Source organism: Nitrosomonas sp. Is37 (genome assembly GCF_033063275.1).
Taxonomy (GTDB): Bacteria; Pseudomonadota; Gammaproteobacteria; order Burkholderiales; family Nitrosomonadaceae; genus Nitrosomonas.
Genome location: NZ_JAWJYP010000010.1, coordinates 14,779 through 31,054 on the forward strand (window position 1 = coordinate 14,779; position 16,276 = coordinate 31,054).

Consider the following 16,276-nt stretch of genomic DNA (forward strand, 5'->3'; position numbering starts at 1 on the left):
TCGAAAACTCATTTATCTATTGATATGGCTTGTTTTCTGGACACTACTTGGCTTGCTCTTTAATCTTGCTCAGTAACTTATTAAGAGTTTCTCTGATTTATTGTTAGTAGTTCAGCAACATGAAATCCAATGATGTATTTATTTCTTTAAAGGATCGAAAATGATTACCTCAGGTTATATCAAGGAATGTATTGAAACATCTTTGCCTTGTGAATGGATTCAGGTAGAAGGAGAAGATGGGCGTCATTTTAGTGCCATTATTGTCAGTGACCAATTCAGAGGAAAAAGTATGGTTCAGCAACATCAGCTGGTTTACCGGGTCTTACGGGATAAAATGAAGCAAGAGATCCATGCGTTATCTATGAAAACACTTACCCCTGAACAATGGGAAGAATATAAACAAGCTGGGCAGAAGGCTTAGAGCTGGTTGATGTGATGAAAGCTATTCTCTAGTATGTGATGGGAAAAGGATTGCCGCTATGGTTGCTACCATAGCGGCACTGTTTTTTAATATTGCACTTATTCAAGCTCTTTAAGTGATTGTGGTTGAGCAATACCAAATCCCTGAGCAAAATCAACGCCCATTTCATGTAACTTCTCAGCAATCTCAAGCGATTCAACAGATTCTGCAATGGTTTGGATTTTCATAAGGTGGGCTATACGGTTAATTTCTCTTACTTTGACTAGATCTGTCGGATCATTCAATATATTACAGATCAAACTGCCTTCTATTTTCAGGAAGTCGATTTTGATGGTTTTTAATAAATCAAATGAAGCCCGGTCATGATTAAAGCTTGATAAGGATGCTTTGCAACCTATCTGCCTAATCTTTTGAGCAAAGATTGTGGTAGCCTCGAGGTTTGATTTGGCATCTGACTCTTCAATCTCAAAGCATAAAGTTTGTGGGGGAACATTTGATTCCTGTAGCTGTTTTTCTACAAAATCAGTGAATTGAAGATCACTTAACGTGTCTCTGGCAAGGTTTATGCAAAACATTATGTTTGAATTTATTTTGTTTGTGCATAACCACTTTATTATATTACTGACAACCCAGCGATCCAGCCGTGGCATCAGATTATATTTCTCGACAAAAGATAAAAATGCTCCCGGTGGTATAAGATTATTTTCCTCTTCAACCATCCTGATCAGAATCTCATAGTGTGCACATGGATTTGAATCTGATTTTGTCGAAATAATATTTTGATAATATAAGTGGAATTTATCCTGCTCAATAGCTTGAATAAGCCGCGTAGCGGAATTTATTGACGCAGATGAAGAATACTTGCTTTCACTTTCTTTAGTTGTTCCCTTATCATTGCTGCCATCTTGAGTCAGAATATTTTCTGACTTTGTATATTCTTGTGTTTCTACATCATGAAATTGTTGGTTTTCTCGCAAAATACGAGGTGTATACAGAGTATAAAATCCGATGACTTTCCCTTTTGGATCAAAATGAGGCACGAATTGCTCAATAATGAGGCATGTTGAACCATTAGTTAATTTTTGTATTCGTTTATTTTGTATTATCTCGCCAGCTAAAATATGATTGATGCAATTTTTAATTCCATGATAAAAATGTTCATTTAAAAATTCTCGCATATATCGATTATCGATTTGTTCTGCATTTAATCCAAACCATAAGCGATAAGCTCGATTATGGTAACAACATAACTGTTCAGTATTAAAATATGCGAGCATAACTGGAAAGTTTTCATCAATGATCTGTAATCTAGTTTTATGTTCTGAAGAAGTTTTCTCGGCCCTTAGCCGATACTTGATTTCGTTAGTAAGCCTTTCTTTATGGGTTCTAAATATTATTTGATGTTTTGCTAAAGATTTTTCTGCGCGTGTGATCTGGATGATCATAGCAAATATAGTTATGATCAGAATAATCCATAAAATATTGATGATCTGTGGCTCTAATTCGATTATGAAATAATTGATAGCAGTCAGTGATCCTGTTGTAGCAATGGCAATGCTTGCAACAAGATAGAATTTGACCACATTAAATTTAGAAAACACTTGGGTTTTCATTCTTATTACTATTAATAAAAATTAAAAATTGTGTATGAGAAATTAAACTTGCTCATTTTATCTTGATCAATTTAGTCCATAACTTGATAAGGATTTAGCTCTTGCCCAGAACTTCCATAAACTGTTATGCGACATTATAAAATTTCTTGTGCTATCCTCATTTAAAACAGTAATTGTCAATTGAGAAATTACTCGTTTTTTCATTGCTTCGAGCAAGGGTATAAACCAGCGTTGTTCGAATGAACTTAAACATTCACGCCATTCATATATATTCCTGTATTGAGTTTTTCCCCACAGAGTATCAAGTACTACTAAATGGTTACCTGGCTTGGCTTGTCGCTGCCACATTGTTGCATCATGAGGAAGTGGATTGCTGGCTATGCCACTTGCAACTGCGAGGGCATGGGTGAAAGCATGGTCACACCATATTTGGTTAAAAGTAGAGCATATATTCTGTGGCATCATTCCTCCCCCCCAGAACCAGATACTATTGATCGCCAATTCGCCACGCTCTTCTCTTTCTTGATTAAGTGGATGGGTATGCAGCAGCATTTGTATCTCATTAAAAATGCTGTGCCATGCTGAACTATCTTCTCCAATTGGGAGCAGATTATTGATATTTTTACCAATCATTTCACTGAGTAGTCGGGTTTGCAAGCAAGGTATTTTGGCAATACGGACATACCAGCGATCAGGGTGGAGTGGTAAAAATACGATTCCACTTTTGCTGAAATACTGATTGAGAGTATCGGCAAATTGTATCGATTCCTTTAAGGAAATTGAGAAAACTTGACTGTCAGCTAACAGCATATGATTGTTCTGAATGCGGAGATGAACTGGATCAGCGCGCAGCCAATACTCATTCTGGTCAGGTTTTTCGTCTGTCCCGTCCAGTTGTAACATGATTGGTGCAATTGGCCAGTCTTGCTGCTTCGACACACCGAAAGTCTGACAGAGCCATTCTTCTATTCCTTGAGACTGGCTCTCGGCACAATGGCTTTTGGCTAGAATGACTTCTAAAGCAGATAAAGACAAGCCGCCATAAACTTCAGACCTTCCAGCTTCAGGCCAAAATAAGCCTGGGATGAGGAGATGTAGATTCATAAATCATACGTAATAAGTTAATGAATAATAGATGGGAGATGGGTAAAAGTTTCTGTTCATCAAGTTTTGGGTAAAAGTTAGGAAGTAAATAAATAGATAAAACAAAAATTATAAGATATGTAAAAAAAGTTTGACCCATACTCTTTTCAAGAATTTCTTTAACCAACATATTGTTTAGATCAGTACCTTAGCACCAAAAATCACAATACCAAAATCATTTATATCAATTCAATGGCGAATTCAAGAATTGAGAAAAACAGAAATTTATTAAATAACAAATTTATATTCCGCTTTTTTCAACTTGTTCAGCTTGTATTCATTTTCTGTCATGTATAGTTGACGGCGGTTAATTTAATTAAATTCTGATCAGCAAAAAAACAAGTAAATACTTGTTACATGACAATAATGTCAATATCCTTTAAAGCATGGACAAATATCCACTTAATGACCTATAGTGCACGAGCCCATTTCGAGGTGCGCTAATGTAACTTCATTAAAAATTAAAAATTTATTAAATACTTAGAGTTTGTTCATATGCAGAAAATTTATATCTTGCTCTGCTTATTTTTTTCTTTTAATTCTTTTGCTTTGGCTAAAGAATCAGCCACTAAATACTCAATTAAAGAGATACAGCGTCTGGGATTGGAAGTTAATGGCTTGGTCCTTGCCGCTCGTTCACAAGTTAATATTGCTGAGGCGGGTGTGGTAAGCGCATCAGCTTATCCAAATCCCGAAGTGACTGTTATGGCCGGTCCGGACACACGTCGACTTCCATTTGAACTTACCGGTCCGGCAACAATGCAGCGTACGGTGACTGTCAGCCAACCCATAGAGAATCCTTTTTTTCGACAAGCCCGAATTGGATCAGCAGAGGCAAATGTAGAAGCAAATCGCGCCAGCCTTGATCAGGTACGCGCTGATCTTGCAGCACAATTACGTATCCGCGCTTATGAGCTATTGCTTCGCCGAGAGCAAGCGGCTGTGGAAACGGCTATTTTCGATGTGATGCAAGAGATACAGCGACGTATCAAGCTAAGTGTTGAGGTCGGTGAGTCAGCGCGCTTTGAATTGATCCGGGCTGATACTGAGGTCATGACTGCGGCAAGTAGAAAAGAAGCAGCCTTATTAAGTGCAGAACGAGCAAGAGTGGCGCTCTTCCAGCTTACTGCAGGTGCATTGCCGCCTGATTTTGCGATTCAAAATTCCCTCAATGAACCGGTTGAATTACCCGTTCTTGAAGAGCTGTATCAACAAGTTCTGGCTGCTAATCCCGAAATTCTCCGTTTGGAGGCAGAGCAGAATCGTGCTCAACTGCGGATCGAACAGGAGCGCGCTTCCGTTCTACCTTCAATGAATATTCTATATAGCAATTTTCAGGATAGACAATTTACTTCGAATACGGCTGGGTTAAGTGTCAGAGTTCCTCTGTTTTATCGTCGCCGCGGTGAAATTGATGGTGCCATATTCGATTCTGCTCGAGTGCGTGAGACCTTGGAATACCGTCGTTACGAGATCAATCGCTTACTTGAATCCGCCTGGCAGGCCATGCAGATTGCGAAACGGAGAGTAGAAATGTATGAGGGCGGGATTATCCAGGAAGCTGAGAATGCATTGCGTGTAGCAGAAGCTGCTTTTCGTTTGGGTGAACGTGGTTTTATTGAAGTACTCGATACGCAGCGTATATTGCGCACTGCGCGCTCGGAATTATTGCAAGCCTATTTTGAATTACAATCAGCCGCTGCTGAAATCGATCGTCTACGCGCTCATTATCCCAAGGAGTGACTCTTCGTATGAATGTTCAAGTTTTAATTACTGGAGTTGTATTACTTATCACTTTGTTTTTAACAGCTTGTGGTAAGAACGATTCTTCAGCACCTGAAGGTGAAAAGGTTGCACAAGCAAAGGAAGCTGACCCCAATAGCGTTACCCTCAAGCCAGAAATAATGCAACGGATCAAAATTGGCATACCAAAGGTAATGAATATAGCCGACAGAATAAGAGTGCCTAGTCAAATTGAGATAGATGAACACAAGCTTGTTCGAGTGGGTGCAAACGTTACTGGGCGTATCGTTGAGGTTCTCGCTAAGCTCGGAGATGAAGTGAAAGTGGGTACGATATTAGCTCGAATAGCCGGCCCGGAGCTTACGCAAGCACAGTTAGCATATCTACGTGCAAATTCTGTGATGCAGCTTGCAGACAGGGCAGCGTCTCGTGCACAGCAGCTCTTTGCAGCCGATGTAATAGGCGCAGCTGAATTGCAGCGGCGTGAATCAGAGCTGCAAGTGGCTCGTGCTGATTTTAGCGCAGCAAAAGATCAATTACGTTTATTGGGAGTGGACAATAAAGCATTAACCGATTTACTGAAACGTGGGCAGATACTCCCTTCTGCACCCATTACCGTTTCTATGCCAGGTGTCGTTGTTGAACGAAATGTTGCGATTGGACAGGTTGTGCAGCCTTCAGATAAATTATTCACAGTGGCTGATTTATCAACAGTGTGGGCTACAGGAGATGTACCTGAGCATATTGCACGGCATGTGATGCAAGGTCAACATGTGGAGATTCAAGTGCCGGCATTAGGTGATATTAGCTTCGATGGTGTAATCATTTTTGTTTCTGATACGGTTAATCCATTGACCAGAACAGTGATGGTGCGCACGGAAGTAGTGAATCCGCAGCGTAAACTCAAGCCAGCGATGCTAGCAAAAATGCTTATTACGGAGAATCCCCATCGAAGCCTGGTAGTACCTGAAAGTGCAGTGGTACGTGATTCCAATATCGACTATGTGTTTGTCGATCAAGGCAATAATCGTTTCTTGCGTGTACCAGTCGAACTAGGTCATGAGATTGATAAAATGCGCCCCGTGCTCAAGGGATTAACTGATGAGCAAAATATCATCTTAGAAGGCGCTTTTCATGTTGATAATGTGCGCAAACTCGCTGAACTGGAATAAATCATGCTAGCCTCAATTGTACGTGCAATGCTCAAGCAGCGCCTTGTCGTGGCGGTTATTTCGCTTATTTTGGTTGGCGCTGGCTTTCAAGCATCTCAGAAACTCTCAGTTGATGCTTTTCCTGATGTTACCAATATTCAAGTTCAAGTTGCGACCGAGGCGATCGGCCGGAGTCCAGAAGAAATCGAACGATTAGTTACTGTTCCAATAGAGATTGCCATGACAGGTCTACCTGGTCTGGTGGAGATGCGTTCTTTAAATAAAAGTGGATTGTCTCTCATTACATTGGTATTTACCGACGAAACAGACGTTTATTTTGCCCGTCAGCTTGTTATGGAACGCATGATCGGGGTAGCGAACAGAATGCCTCCTGGAGTGGCGCCGGTACTCGGGCCGGTTTCAACCGGGTTGGGAGAGGTATATCAATATACCCTAGAGCATCCAAGCGATGGGCAACGTCAATTGACTGTAGAAGAGTTGACTGAGCGGCGTACCATACAAGACTGGGTGGTACGACCCATGTTACGCTCAATTCCTGGAGTAGCAGAAATCAACTCGCAGGGTGGCTATGTCAAGCAATATCATGTGCTGGTTAACCCAGACCAGCTGCGTCATTATGATTTAACACTCGCACAAGTTGACGAAGCTATTGCCAAAAATAACGCGAATGCGAGCGGTAACATATTGTCGTTGCAATCTGAGCAATATCTGATACGTGGTGTGGGTTTGATTCGCACTTTGCAGGATATCAGCGATATCGTGCTGAAAGAAACCGGCGGTGTGCCAGTATTTGTCCGAGATGTCGCCGAAGTTAAATTTGGTTCAGAAGTGCGTGCGGGGGCCAATATTAAAGGTGGTTACACTGAAGCAGTCTCAGGTATTGTCATGATGATCAGGGGGGGGAATGCCAAGGAGATCGTCGAACGGGTAAAGTTGAAAGTCGCTGATATCAATGAGCGGGGTTTATTACCTGATCGACTTCAAATAGTTCCCTTTTATGATCGGACTGATTTGGTCGATTCAGCAATGTGGACAGTAGTCAAGGTACTCATTGAAGGTATTCTGTTAGTCGTTATCATCTTGTTCATATTTTTGGGTGATGTTCGTTCCAGTTTGATTGTGGTCGCAACAATCATTATCACGCCATTGGTTACTTTTATGGCAATGAATCAACTGGGTATTTCAGCTAACTTGATGTCATTAGGAGGATTGGCAATTGCCATTGGCCTAATGGTTGATTCGACTGTGGTGGTTGTGGAAAACGTGTTTCATCGTTTGGGTCACGCTAGCGGGACGCGCGAATCACATTTACGCACCATAGTTGATGCAGTTGCTGAAGTGGGCACACCGGTGATTTTTGGGATTTCTATTATTATCCTGGTATTCTTGCCCTTAATGACCCTCCAAGGGATGGAAGGAAAAACATTCAGTCCGCTTGCTTATACTATCGCAATTGCGTTAGCCATATCATTGGTTGTTTCGCTTACGTTATCACCGGTATTATGTTCTTATATCCTCAAGGGAGGAGCTGATCACGATACCAAGATTATCGCTTTACTTAAGTCGGGTTATCGGCGATTACTCAATTCAGCATTAACGAGTGAAAAAACAACGATTATGGTTGCGATAGGCTTATTAGGGCTATCATTTATGCTGTTCCCGTTTCTGGGTAAATCGTTTATTCCTATCATGAAGGAGGGAGCAATCACCCCCGTCATTGTTCGGGTACCTTCGATTTCACTCGATGAATCCATCAAAATAGAAACGGAGGGGATGAAACTGATTGCTGCAATCCCGGGAGTAAAAACTGTAGTGGCGAAGGTCGGGCGCGGTGAATCACCTGCTGATCCAGCAGGACCCAATGAATCCGATCCGATTGTGGTGATCGATCCTGAATCAGGGCGCACCCAAGAAGAAATAGAAGAAGATATCCGAAAGGCCTTGGCGGTTTTGCCTGGTGTTCAGATAGTACTATCCCAACCGATTGCGCAAAGAGTGGACGAAATGGTAACCGGTGTGCGATCACAAGTCGCAGTCAAGATTTTTGGCGATGATTTGAATGAATTGCGCCGATTGTCTGAGCAGGTCGCACGCATTATCACGACTGTCCGGGGAGCTCGAGATCTTCGTATTGAGCGGTTATCTGGGCAACAATCACTTACGATTGATATTGATCGACGCGCAATTGCACGTCACGGCTTGAATGTTTCTGATGTACACGAGCTGATTGAAACAGCGATAGGAGGCAAGGAAGTTACCCATGTGTTCGAGGGAGAGCGGCGTTTTTCTTTAGTATTGCGTTATCCAGAACAGTTTCGTAATAATGTGGATGCTATCCACGATCTATTATTACGTACTCCCAGTACGACAGCAGGTCCAAATGGCATGATGGCAGGGGGAGGGGCGTTAATCCCCCTTCATGCTGTCGCAGAGGTTCAGGTTGTTGATGGACCAGCACAAATATCCCGCGAATTTGCCAAGCGACGGGTAGTGGTTGGTGCTAATGTGCATGAGCGTGATTTGGGAGGATTTGTTGCTGAATTACAGCAACGTGTTGCTAAGGAAATTAAATTACCACCAGGTTATTACTTTGAATGGGGAGGACAGTTTCAAAATATGGAACGTGCCATGGATACACTTTCGGTAATCGTTCCTCTAACCATAACAGCAATCTTTTTCTTGTTATTTTTGCTGTTTAATTCGATCAAGCTGGCAAGTCTGATTATTATGGTTCTACCGTTTGCTTCGATAGGAGGGGTAATTGGGTTATTCATCACCGGTGAATACTTGTCGGTACCCGCTTCGGTGGGCTTTATTGCCTTATGGGGGATTGCCGTATTGAATGGAGTGGTATTGATTTCCTATATCCGCAAGTTGCGTGAAGAGGGTGTCAGTGTAGCTGAAGCCGTTGTTCGCGGCTGTGAGCAACGTTTCCGTCCAGTACTGATGACGGCGACAGTGGCGATGCTTGGCTTAGTACCATTCTTATTTGCGACTGGCCCTGGTTCGGAAGTACAACGACCCCTGGCCATAGTGGTGATCGGCGGTTTGATTACTTCCACTCTATTAACATTAGTGGTACTTCCTACACTGTATCGTTGGTTTGATGAAAAACCTGTGGAGACTTGAGGAGAGTCATCATGAAAGAAATTCGCGCCATCATTCGCCCTTCGCGCCTGAACCAATTACGCAATGCGCTGCATGATATTCATGATTTCTTTAGCTTGGGAGTATGTAGGGGAGAGGGTTTTTCAGCTCCTATCAGTCGGCATCAAACACTCCGTGAAGAACTGACTGATTTTACGGACAAGATCCTGGTAACGGCACTTGTTGCCGACGATATGGTAGATACTATTGTTGATGTGATCGTACGTGAATGCCAAACAGGGATGCCGCATGATGGCGTAGTTTGGGTAGTGTCAGTTGAAGCGGCTTATCGTATCCATGATAAAGGTACGCTTTGAGATAAAGAGCTGCTTATGCCCTTTAACTACATTCAGCCTACCGTCTGTCGGTAAATTTTCAGGCAGTGCTCGTGGGCGAAGGTATAATCAACGATCAGTTTGGGATAAGAGGGGGTATGCCAATCGTTGATCCAGAACTCTAGTGTCGATTCATTATGTGATTTTATCTTCTACCAGGTTTTACGAGGCGCTACTGATTACAGAACACGAAACGCTAGTATAGCTACCAATGTAGGAGGCAGCGCTGCAATGAAGAGTCCCAGCGGGTGGATGGCTTCTTCCTCAAATTTTCCACGTAAAATAGCGAAGCCAGCGGGATTTGGGGCATTAGCGATGACTGTTAAGCCGCCGCCTGTTACTGCACCTGCAACCAATGCTACTTTGAATTCCTGACTTAAACCTTCGACCAATGATCCCAAATACGTGAGTGCGGCATTATCGGTAATTGCGGTCAATGCTGTTGCTCCAAAGTATACGGTTGTCTCGTCCATATCCATCAGAATTGGCTGTAACCACCATTGCTGCTGACCTCCGAGTACTACTAATCCAGCCAGGAAGAATGCTACCAGCAACGCTTCGCGCAAGATAAGCGGGTTCTGGTGTCGTTGATAGGCAGTTGCAAATCCCAGGAAAAAGAGAAAAATTCCTATAAATACAGCAGGGTAATGTGCAAACACAACGACTGCTGTCAGAAACATCAAATGGACTAATATCATGGATATCGGAACTCTGGGGACATTGCTGCTATCTTGTTGAGCCATATGTTTGAGTTCATGCCGAAACAACAGCATGGCTGAGCCTGCATTGATAGCCACTGCCAGCGCTGCCTTCCAGCCAAAAGTGGAGATCATGAACCAAATATCCCAGTTCCATTTTCCAGCCACCATCAACACGGGTGGTGCCGCAAAAGGTGTAAGTGTTCCGCCAATAGAAACATTTACGAATAATACACCGACCGTGACGTATTTTAGCTTAGTGGAGACTTCTTTACTGAATAGTGTATCACGCAGCATCAGCGCCGCCAGCGTCATTGCGGCAGGCTCAGTGATAAATGAACCCATCAGCGGTACGAAAGTTAATATCAGAAAATACATGGCCATACCCTGGTCCAATGGCAAATAGCGTGCAGTCCACCGTACGACAGAAGCAGTGAAATCAAGAATGGGACGCGTACCTGCAATCACCATGATGACGAATACAAACAACGGTTCAGCAAAGTCGCGTGAGTTGAGATAGCTGGTGGTTTCCTGCTTACCGCTTATGGCAAACATAAACAGCATCAGAATCATGGCCCAGAAACCGAATACTACTTCGACCTCTCCTAGCAGATGCCAAATACCCGCATGACGCGGCTGGATGTGGGCTAAATGCTCAAAATATTTTGTAGAAAAGGTATGAATCACTGCCAGGGCAAACAAGACAGTAGCGATTAATTGAATAGAAGTCGGATCACTCATGTGATTTATTATATATATCTAAGATATTGTATTGTGGGGAGATTTAAGAAATTTTGTTTGCTGTAAATTTGCTGTACTTGGAAAATGATCAAAATGATCTGAATTCTATAGGAAAATGTGCTTTGACAGCATTCTTAAATTATATGCAATATGCACAAATTTAAATTGAATTGCTTAAACGGAATCAAAAGCTCTGGTTAATTTCTATTCATTGCCTGCCGATAAATTTTCAGGCAGCGCTCATGGGCGTGTCGTTTGTTTGTAAGGCATCTAGACGGACGCGGCGAGTGCATTGTCACGGAGTAGGCCATCCAAAATGTTTGGATCAAAAATGAAAATGGGCAGAACCGGTCGACCAGCTGCTAAGGCTTGCGAGAGACCCACATTGTCATCCAGACGCAGATCCCACCTAAACCAGAAAACAGATAGCAGTGTTGTCATTTCAAGCGCACCTATTTATCACAGCCCAGCGTCAGCCTTTGCCAAATAAATCCTCTAGCGCTGTCGGTAAATCAGTAAATTTGAATTTAAAATCATATTCTTGCAATAATCTAGTAGGTACGATGTGATAGCTGTTCAGCGCAAGAGCTGCCGCTTCACCTAGTGCCAGTTTTAGGATAAAAGCCGGTGTAGGAAAGAACGCTGGTCGATGCAGCGCCTTACCGAGGGCAGTTGCAAATTCGCGATATCGTACCGGATTGGGCGAAACAGCATTTATCGGTCCATGATAGCGAGTATCCAGTGCAGCAGTCATGTATACCGAAACTAGATCATCAATATGAATCCACGGAAGCCACTGGCGACCATGACCGACAGGCCCACCCAATCCTATCTTGAACACCGGTAGGAGTTTATCCAGCATACCGCCATCGCCCAATACTATACCAGTCCGGATGCTAACCCGACGCACACCCTTGTTTTCGATTTTTGCGGCTTCCGCCTCCCAGTCACGGCAAATGGTCTGCATAAAACCTACTTGGACAGGTACTGCATAGGATTCATTATAAACATCATCTCCTTCGCCTGGGTAGATGCCGATCGCTGAGGCACAGACAAAGCATTCCAGACTGGCAGGGGCTGCAGCTACCAGCTTGCGGGCACTGACTATGCGCGAATCATAAATTTCGCGCTTGCGTTCTTTAGTCCAGCGGCCGCTACCTATATTCTCACCCATCAGATGAATGATAATCTGGATATTTTCTAATGCTTCAGCAGGCGCATCCTCTTTTGCATAGTTCCAGCTAAAGGCTGGTACACCCAGTTTCCGGCTCGCGCGTGCGCCATTCCGGCTGAGTACCTTAATAGTATGATGGTCTTGTTTGAGGCGCTGTACCAGGTGCCGACCTACGAATCCTGTTGCGCCAGTAATGAGTATGTTCATTATATTTGACAATTCCCAAGTTGATTGATGGCCAATTCAAGATACACGTTTTTCGAATCGAACGGCAAAATGCAAATCTTCCCTGTAGAGAGCAAATGCAATGAAATTATTTAGAGTAGGTACAATGATAGCTAATGATAATCTTATTTTTAATCATTTTTTTGCCGTATTGAAATTTGACTAAGTTCATACGACAATGAAAAATTTTACTCGTGCTGCAGCAATGACTCTTTTAGTAAGTTCGCTGCTCACGGCCTGCGCCTTACCTGTTGAAAATTTGTGGCCACCACCTCCCGATTCTGCTGCACGAACTATCTATGTATCGCTTGATACATGGCATGCGATGATTGCTTTTCCGCAAAGTGAGGAAATGGCAGTAAATAGTGCAAATAGTGCATATCAAGAAGGGCATCAGTTTCCTCAGTTGTCTTCTTCCCTAAGCCATTCATTGCCATTCACACACAATCAGCGTTTCGAGGAGTGGGGTTATGCCGAGCGTGCGTGGTATCTAGAAGGCAGAAGAGGGCTGACCGGAGCTATACGAGCGCTTTTTTGGCCAACTGAAGGAGTAGTTGAAGTTGGCTGGTACGATCAGGTGTGGGCTAATCGTACGCCTCAGCCTCCTTCCGATCTCTTCATATTTCGCTTGAGTGAAGAAGGTTACCAGCGACTACGCCGCCACCTTGAGGCTACGATAGCAGACCATAGCGCTGTAACTGCTTCTGGAGCTTCTCTGTTTTATCCTGCAAAACGTTCATACCATGCTTTCCATACCTGTCATCAATATACAGCTCATGCCTTGAGAGAGGCGGGTTTACCTCTCTCACCATTCTGGGCTTTCAGCAGAACTTCCTTTGCCTGGCAGTTGCACCGTGCTGTGCAGATCGCTAAGAAGCATCCGACAGCTTTGCTTTCTGGTGAATTGCAATGAGGTATTGGCAGGAACAACAAACAGCGTCACTTCCAAACGTGCGGAGGATATCCTCCAGCACGCATTAAAGTTTTCTAATTAGCCAGTAATTGCCTGAGTACATAAGGTAAGATGCCGCCATGTCGATAATAATCGACTTCGATTGCGGTATCGATGCGGGAGAGCAGCGGGATGTTGCGCTGGCTGCCATCCTTGTGATGGATAACAAGAGTAACTTCTTGCTGGGGTTGAATGGTGTCGATGCCAAGAATATCGAATTGTTCGTCACCTTTGATACCAAGGGAGGAGGCATTATCATTGTCCATGAATTGTAAAGGTAGGACCCCCATCCCAACCAGATTGCTGCGGTGGATACGCTCATAGCTTTCCGCGATGACGACTTTGACACCGAGCAGTTGCGTGCCTTTGGCTGCCCAATCCCGGCTTGAGCCCGTGCCGTACTCCTTGCCGGCAAATACTACGGTAGGCACATTTTGTGCGATATAGCGCATGGCCGCATCGTAAATCGGCATTTGTTCACCATCAGCAGTATTGCTGCTACGGAACAACGTTATCCCACCTTCACTGCCAGGGATCATCAGGTTTTTAATGCGCACATTGGCAAAAGTGCCGCGCATCATGACGTGATGGTTACCGCGGCGAGAACCATAACTATTGAAATCTGCTTTGGTAACATGATTGGCGAGCAGATATTTACCTGCTGGTGAGGTTTCCTTGATAGAACCAGCAGGGCTGATATGATCAGTTGTGACGGAATCACCAAAGATCGCTAATGCCCGTGCTCCAATGATACCGTCAGGTTTGCTGGTAAGTGCTGGTTGCAGCGAAAAATCCTGGAAGAAAGGTGGTTCGGCAATGTAGGTGGAGTCTGGCCAGTTATATAATTTGCCAGTGACCGAGGTGATGTTATTCCAAAGGGGGTTATTTTTGGTGAAATCACCATAGAGCCGATGGAAAGTGTCTGCCTGGGTAGCAAATTTCATGAGGGATGCAATTTCTGCGCTGCTTGGCCAGATATCGCGCAGCCAGACAGGCTGATTGTTCTTGCCCAAAGCCAGTGGTTCTGTATCGAGATCTTTCAATACCGTGCCCGCGATGGCATAAGCTACTACCAGCGGGGGCGAAGCCAGAAAGTTAGCGCGGATATTGGCGTGTATCCTTGCTTCAAAATTCCGATTACCAGACAGCACGGCTGAGCAGACGAGATCTTCTTTGACGACACATTCTTCGATGAGCTCTGGCAGCGGTCCGGAGTTACCAATGCAGGTAGTGCAGCCATAACCCGCTAGATTGAAACCAAGTTGCTCCAAATAGGGCATTAAGCCAGCGGCAATGAGATATTCAGTTACTACGCGCGAGCCTGGTGCAAGTGATGTTTTGATATGGCTTTTGACACTCAGGCCTTTTTCAACCGCTTTTTTGGCAAGTAACCCGGCACCAATTAATACCGTAGGATTGGAAGTGTTGGTGCAGGAAGTGATCGCAGCAATCAAGACATCGCCATGATGCAACTCCACCGGGTAATTTACTTTACCATTGATTTTGACGGTATCCTGGGTTGGATGATTACTGACCAGTTCAGCCATATTTCTCTCAGAACCAGGCGGGAGAGTGACTTCATTCTGATTAATCGGGCTGATGACGCATACCTCGTCACTCGGGTAAGTTGTATCGCGGGTGGTATAGGCGCGAGTCAGATCTTCCGCTGGCCGGCCATAACCGTTTTCTGCCACAGGTTTACTGAAAAGCTCAGTAAAAGTTGATTTAAGACCGCCAATTGCGATGCGATCCTGCGGGCGCTTTGGTCCGGCCAGCGAAGGCGCGATCGAATTCAAATCCAGTTGCAGTTCCTGACTGTAATCGATGTCTCCCTTTCGTGGCATGCCATATAACCCTTGCGCTTTGAAATAAACTTCGAATGCATTGATTTCTTCATTCGTGCGACCGGTATTTCTGAAGTATTGAAGGGTGGCGTCATCAACTGGGAAAAAGCCCATGGTGGCGCCATATTCTGGCGCCATGTTAGCAATGGTTGCACGATCAGGTAGACTCAGCGATGCAGTACCTTCACCGAAGAATTCCACGAATTTGCCGACCACTTTTGCTTTGCGCAGCATTTCGGTGACAGTCAAGACCAAATCCGTGGCAGTTACTCCTTCACGCAGCCGACCAGTCAGGTTGACACCGACCACATCGGGAGTAAGAAAGTAAACTGGTTGCCCCAGCATGCCTGCTTCTGCTTCGATTCCGCCTACACCCCAGCCTACTACCCCGATGCTATTGATCATGGTAGTATGGGAGTCTGTGCCAACCAGCGTGTCTGGATAAATCAAGCCATTTTTCTGATGCACGCCGCGTGCCAGATACTCTAGATTGACCTGATGTACGATACCAATACCAGGTGGGACAACCTTGAAAGTATCAAATGCCTGCATGCCCCATTTGATGAACTGATAGCGTTCCTTATTGCGGATAAACTCCATTTCCATGTTGCGTGCCAATGCATCTTTATCGCCATAGTAATCGACTTGCACAGAGTGATCGACTACTAGATCAACGGGTACCAGCGGCTCGATACGCTGGGGATCTTTACTTAGCCTTTCTGCTACACTGCGCATGGCCGCCAGATCAACCAGTAGCGGAACGCCAGTGAAATCCTGTAAAACGATGCGTGCAACCACGAACGGAATTTCATGAGTACGTGCGGCATTCGGCTGCCAGCTGGCCAGTTGGCGGACATGCGCTTCAGTGATTTTTTTATCGTCGTAATTACGCAGCACCGACTCCAGCACAATGCGGATGGAAACAGGAAGTCGTGATATCTTACCGAGGCCGACTTCCTCTAGTGCTGATAAAGAATAAAATTGGGCAATTCTACCATCAGGAAATTGTAGCGATTGCAGTGAGTTGAATAAATTGTGGGTCATGGCGTTTCCTTAAAAGTAAGAGCG

At 44.3% G+C, this 16,276-nt stretch carries 12 protein-coding genes; 6 read left to right on the forward strand and 6 right to left on the reverse strand.

Going from position 1 to position 16,276, the window contains the following annotated elements; all coding sequences use genetic code 11:
* Nucleotides 1-160: 160 nt before the first annotated feature.
* The gene (locus R2Q26_RS06290) at nucleotides 161-421 is read left to right on the forward strand and encodes a BolA family protein (RefSeq protein ID WP_090571141.1); all 261 of its coding nucleotides are present in this window, start codon (nucleotides 161-163) and stop codon (nucleotides 419-421) included.
* Nucleotides 422-519: 98 nt separating this feature from the next.
* Here R2Q26_RS06290 and R2Q26_RS06295 read toward each other — a convergent pair whose 3' ends face one another.
* Nucleotides 520-2,034, reverse strand: coding sequence for an EAL domain-containing protein (locus R2Q26_RS06295; RefSeq protein WP_317535500.1), 1,515 nt, complete (start codon nucleotides 2,032-2,034; stop codon nucleotides 520-522).
* A gap of 66 nt (nucleotides 2,035-2,100) precedes the next feature.
* A complete protein-coding gene (locus R2Q26_RS06300; RefSeq protein WP_317535501.1) occupies nucleotides 2,101-3,138 on the reverse strand; it encodes a hypothetical protein in 1,038 nt (345 codons plus the stop codon).
* 534 nt (nucleotides 3,139-3,672) lie between these two features.
* On the opposite strand from R2Q26_RS06300, the gene R2Q26_RS06305 reads away from it, so the two are divergent.
* Genes R2Q26_RS06305 through R2Q26_RS06320 form a run of 4 tightly spaced genes read left to right on the forward strand, consistent with a single transcriptional unit; the run spans nucleotide 3,673 to nucleotide 9,556 of the window.
* On the forward strand, nucleotides 3,673-4,920 hold the full coding sequence (locus R2Q26_RS06305) for a TolC family protein (RefSeq protein ID WP_317535502.1): 1,248 nt from the start codon (nucleotides 3,673-3,675) through the stop codon (nucleotides 4,918-4,920).
* Nucleotides 4,921-4,928: 8 nt separating this feature from the next.
* The gene (locus R2Q26_RS06310) at nucleotides 4,929-6,092 is read left to right on the forward strand and encodes an efflux RND transporter periplasmic adaptor subunit (protein WP_317535503.1); all 1,164 of its coding nucleotides are present in this window, start codon (nucleotides 4,929-4,931) and stop codon (nucleotides 6,090-6,092) included.
* 3 nt (nucleotides 6,093-6,095) lie between these two features.
* Nucleotides 6,096-9,221, forward strand: a complete 3,126-nt coding sequence (locus R2Q26_RS06315) for a CusA/CzcA family heavy metal efflux RND transporter (protein WP_317535504.1) — start codon at nucleotides 6,096-6,098, stop codon at nucleotides 9,219-9,221.
* Nucleotides 9,222-9,232: 11 nt separating this feature from the next.
* On the forward strand, nucleotides 9,233-9,556 hold the full coding sequence (locus R2Q26_RS06320) for a P-II family nitrogen regulator (protein WP_317535505.1): 324 nt from the start codon (nucleotides 9,233-9,235) through the stop codon (nucleotides 9,554-9,556).
* A 197-nt stretch (nucleotides 9,557-9,753) separates the two neighbouring features.
* Here R2Q26_RS06320 and R2Q26_RS06325 read toward each other — a convergent pair whose 3' ends face one another.
* The 3 genes from R2Q26_RS06325 to R2Q26_RS06335 form a co-directional block, all read right to left on the reverse strand.
* The gene (locus R2Q26_RS06325) at nucleotides 9,754-11,013 is read right to left on the reverse strand and encodes a putative Na+/H+ antiporter (protein WP_317535506.1); all 1,260 of its coding nucleotides are present in this window, start codon (nucleotides 11,011-11,013) and stop codon (nucleotides 9,754-9,756) included.
* Nucleotides 11,014-11,283: 270 nt separating this feature from the next.
* Nucleotides 11,284-11,454, reverse strand: a complete 171-nt coding sequence (locus R2Q26_RS06330; RefSeq protein WP_317535507.1) for a deoxyribodipyrimidine photo-lyase — start codon at nucleotides 11,452-11,454, stop codon at nucleotides 11,284-11,286.
* 31 nt (nucleotides 11,455-11,485) lie between these two features.
* The gene (locus tag R2Q26_RS06335) at nucleotides 11,486-12,394 is read right to left on the reverse strand and encodes a TIGR01777 family oxidoreductase (protein ID WP_317535508.1); all 909 of its coding nucleotides are present in this window, start codon (nucleotides 12,392-12,394) and stop codon (nucleotides 11,486-11,488) included.
* Nucleotides 12,395-12,590: 196 nt separating this feature from the next.
* Here R2Q26_RS06335 and R2Q26_RS06340 point away from each other — a divergent pair, with 196 nt between their 5' ends.
* Entirely contained in the window at nucleotides 12,591-13,325 is a 735-nt protein-coding gene (locus tag R2Q26_RS06340; RefSeq protein ID WP_317535509.1) for a DUF2459 domain-containing protein, read from the forward strand.
* A gap of 74 nt (nucleotides 13,326-13,399) precedes the next feature.
* Here R2Q26_RS06340 and R2Q26_RS06345 read toward each other — a convergent pair whose 3' ends face one another.
* Entirely contained in the window at nucleotides 13,400-16,252 is a 2,853-nt protein-coding gene (locus R2Q26_RS06345; protein ID WP_317535510.1) for an aconitate hydratase, read from the reverse strand.
* Between the last annotated feature and the right edge of the window lie 24 nt (nucleotides 16,253-16,276).

Coding starts and splice junctions, on each gene's coding strand:
- R2Q26_RS06290 (WP_090571141.1), top strand. CDS start 161: ATGATTACCTCAGGTTATATCAAGGAATGTATTGAAACATCTTTGCCT.
- R2Q26_RS06295 (WP_317535500.1), bottom strand. CDS start 2,034: ATGAAAACCCAAGTGTTTTCTAAATTTAATGTGGTCAAATTCTATCTT.
- R2Q26_RS06300 (WP_317535501.1), bottom strand. CDS start 3,138: ATGAATCTACATCTCCTCATCCCAGGCTTATTTTGGCCTGAAGCTGGA.
- R2Q26_RS06305 (WP_317535502.1), top strand. CDS start 3,673: ATGCAGAAAATTTATATCTTGCTCTGCTTATTTTTTTCTTTTAATTCT.
- R2Q26_RS06310 (WP_317535503.1), top strand. CDS start 4,929: ATGAATGTTCAAGTTTTAATTACTGGAGTTGTATTACTTATCACTTTG.
- R2Q26_RS06315 (WP_317535504.1), top strand. CDS start 6,096: ATGCTAGCCTCAATTGTACGTGCAATGCTCAAGCAGCGCCTTGTCGTG.
- R2Q26_RS06320 (WP_317535505.1), top strand. CDS start 9,233: ATGAAAGAAATTCGCGCCATCATTCGCCCTTCGCGCCTGAACCAATTA.
- R2Q26_RS06325 (WP_317535506.1), bottom strand. CDS start 11,013: ATGAGTGATCCGACTTCTATTCAATTAATCGCTACTGTCTTGTTTGCC.
- R2Q26_RS06330 (WP_317535507.1), bottom strand. CDS start 11,454: ATGACAACACTGCTATCTGTTTTCTGGTTTAGGTGGGATCTGCGTCTG.
- R2Q26_RS06335 (WP_317535508.1), bottom strand. CDS start 12,394: ATGAACATACTCATTACTGGCGCAACAGGATTCGTAGGTCGGCACCTG.
- R2Q26_RS06340 (WP_317535509.1), top strand. CDS start 12,591: ATGAAAAATTTTACTCGTGCTGCAGCAATGACTCTTTTAGTAAGTTCG.
- R2Q26_RS06345 (WP_317535510.1), bottom strand. CDS start 16,252: ATGACCCACAATTTATTCAACTCACTGCAATCGCTACAATTTCCTGAT.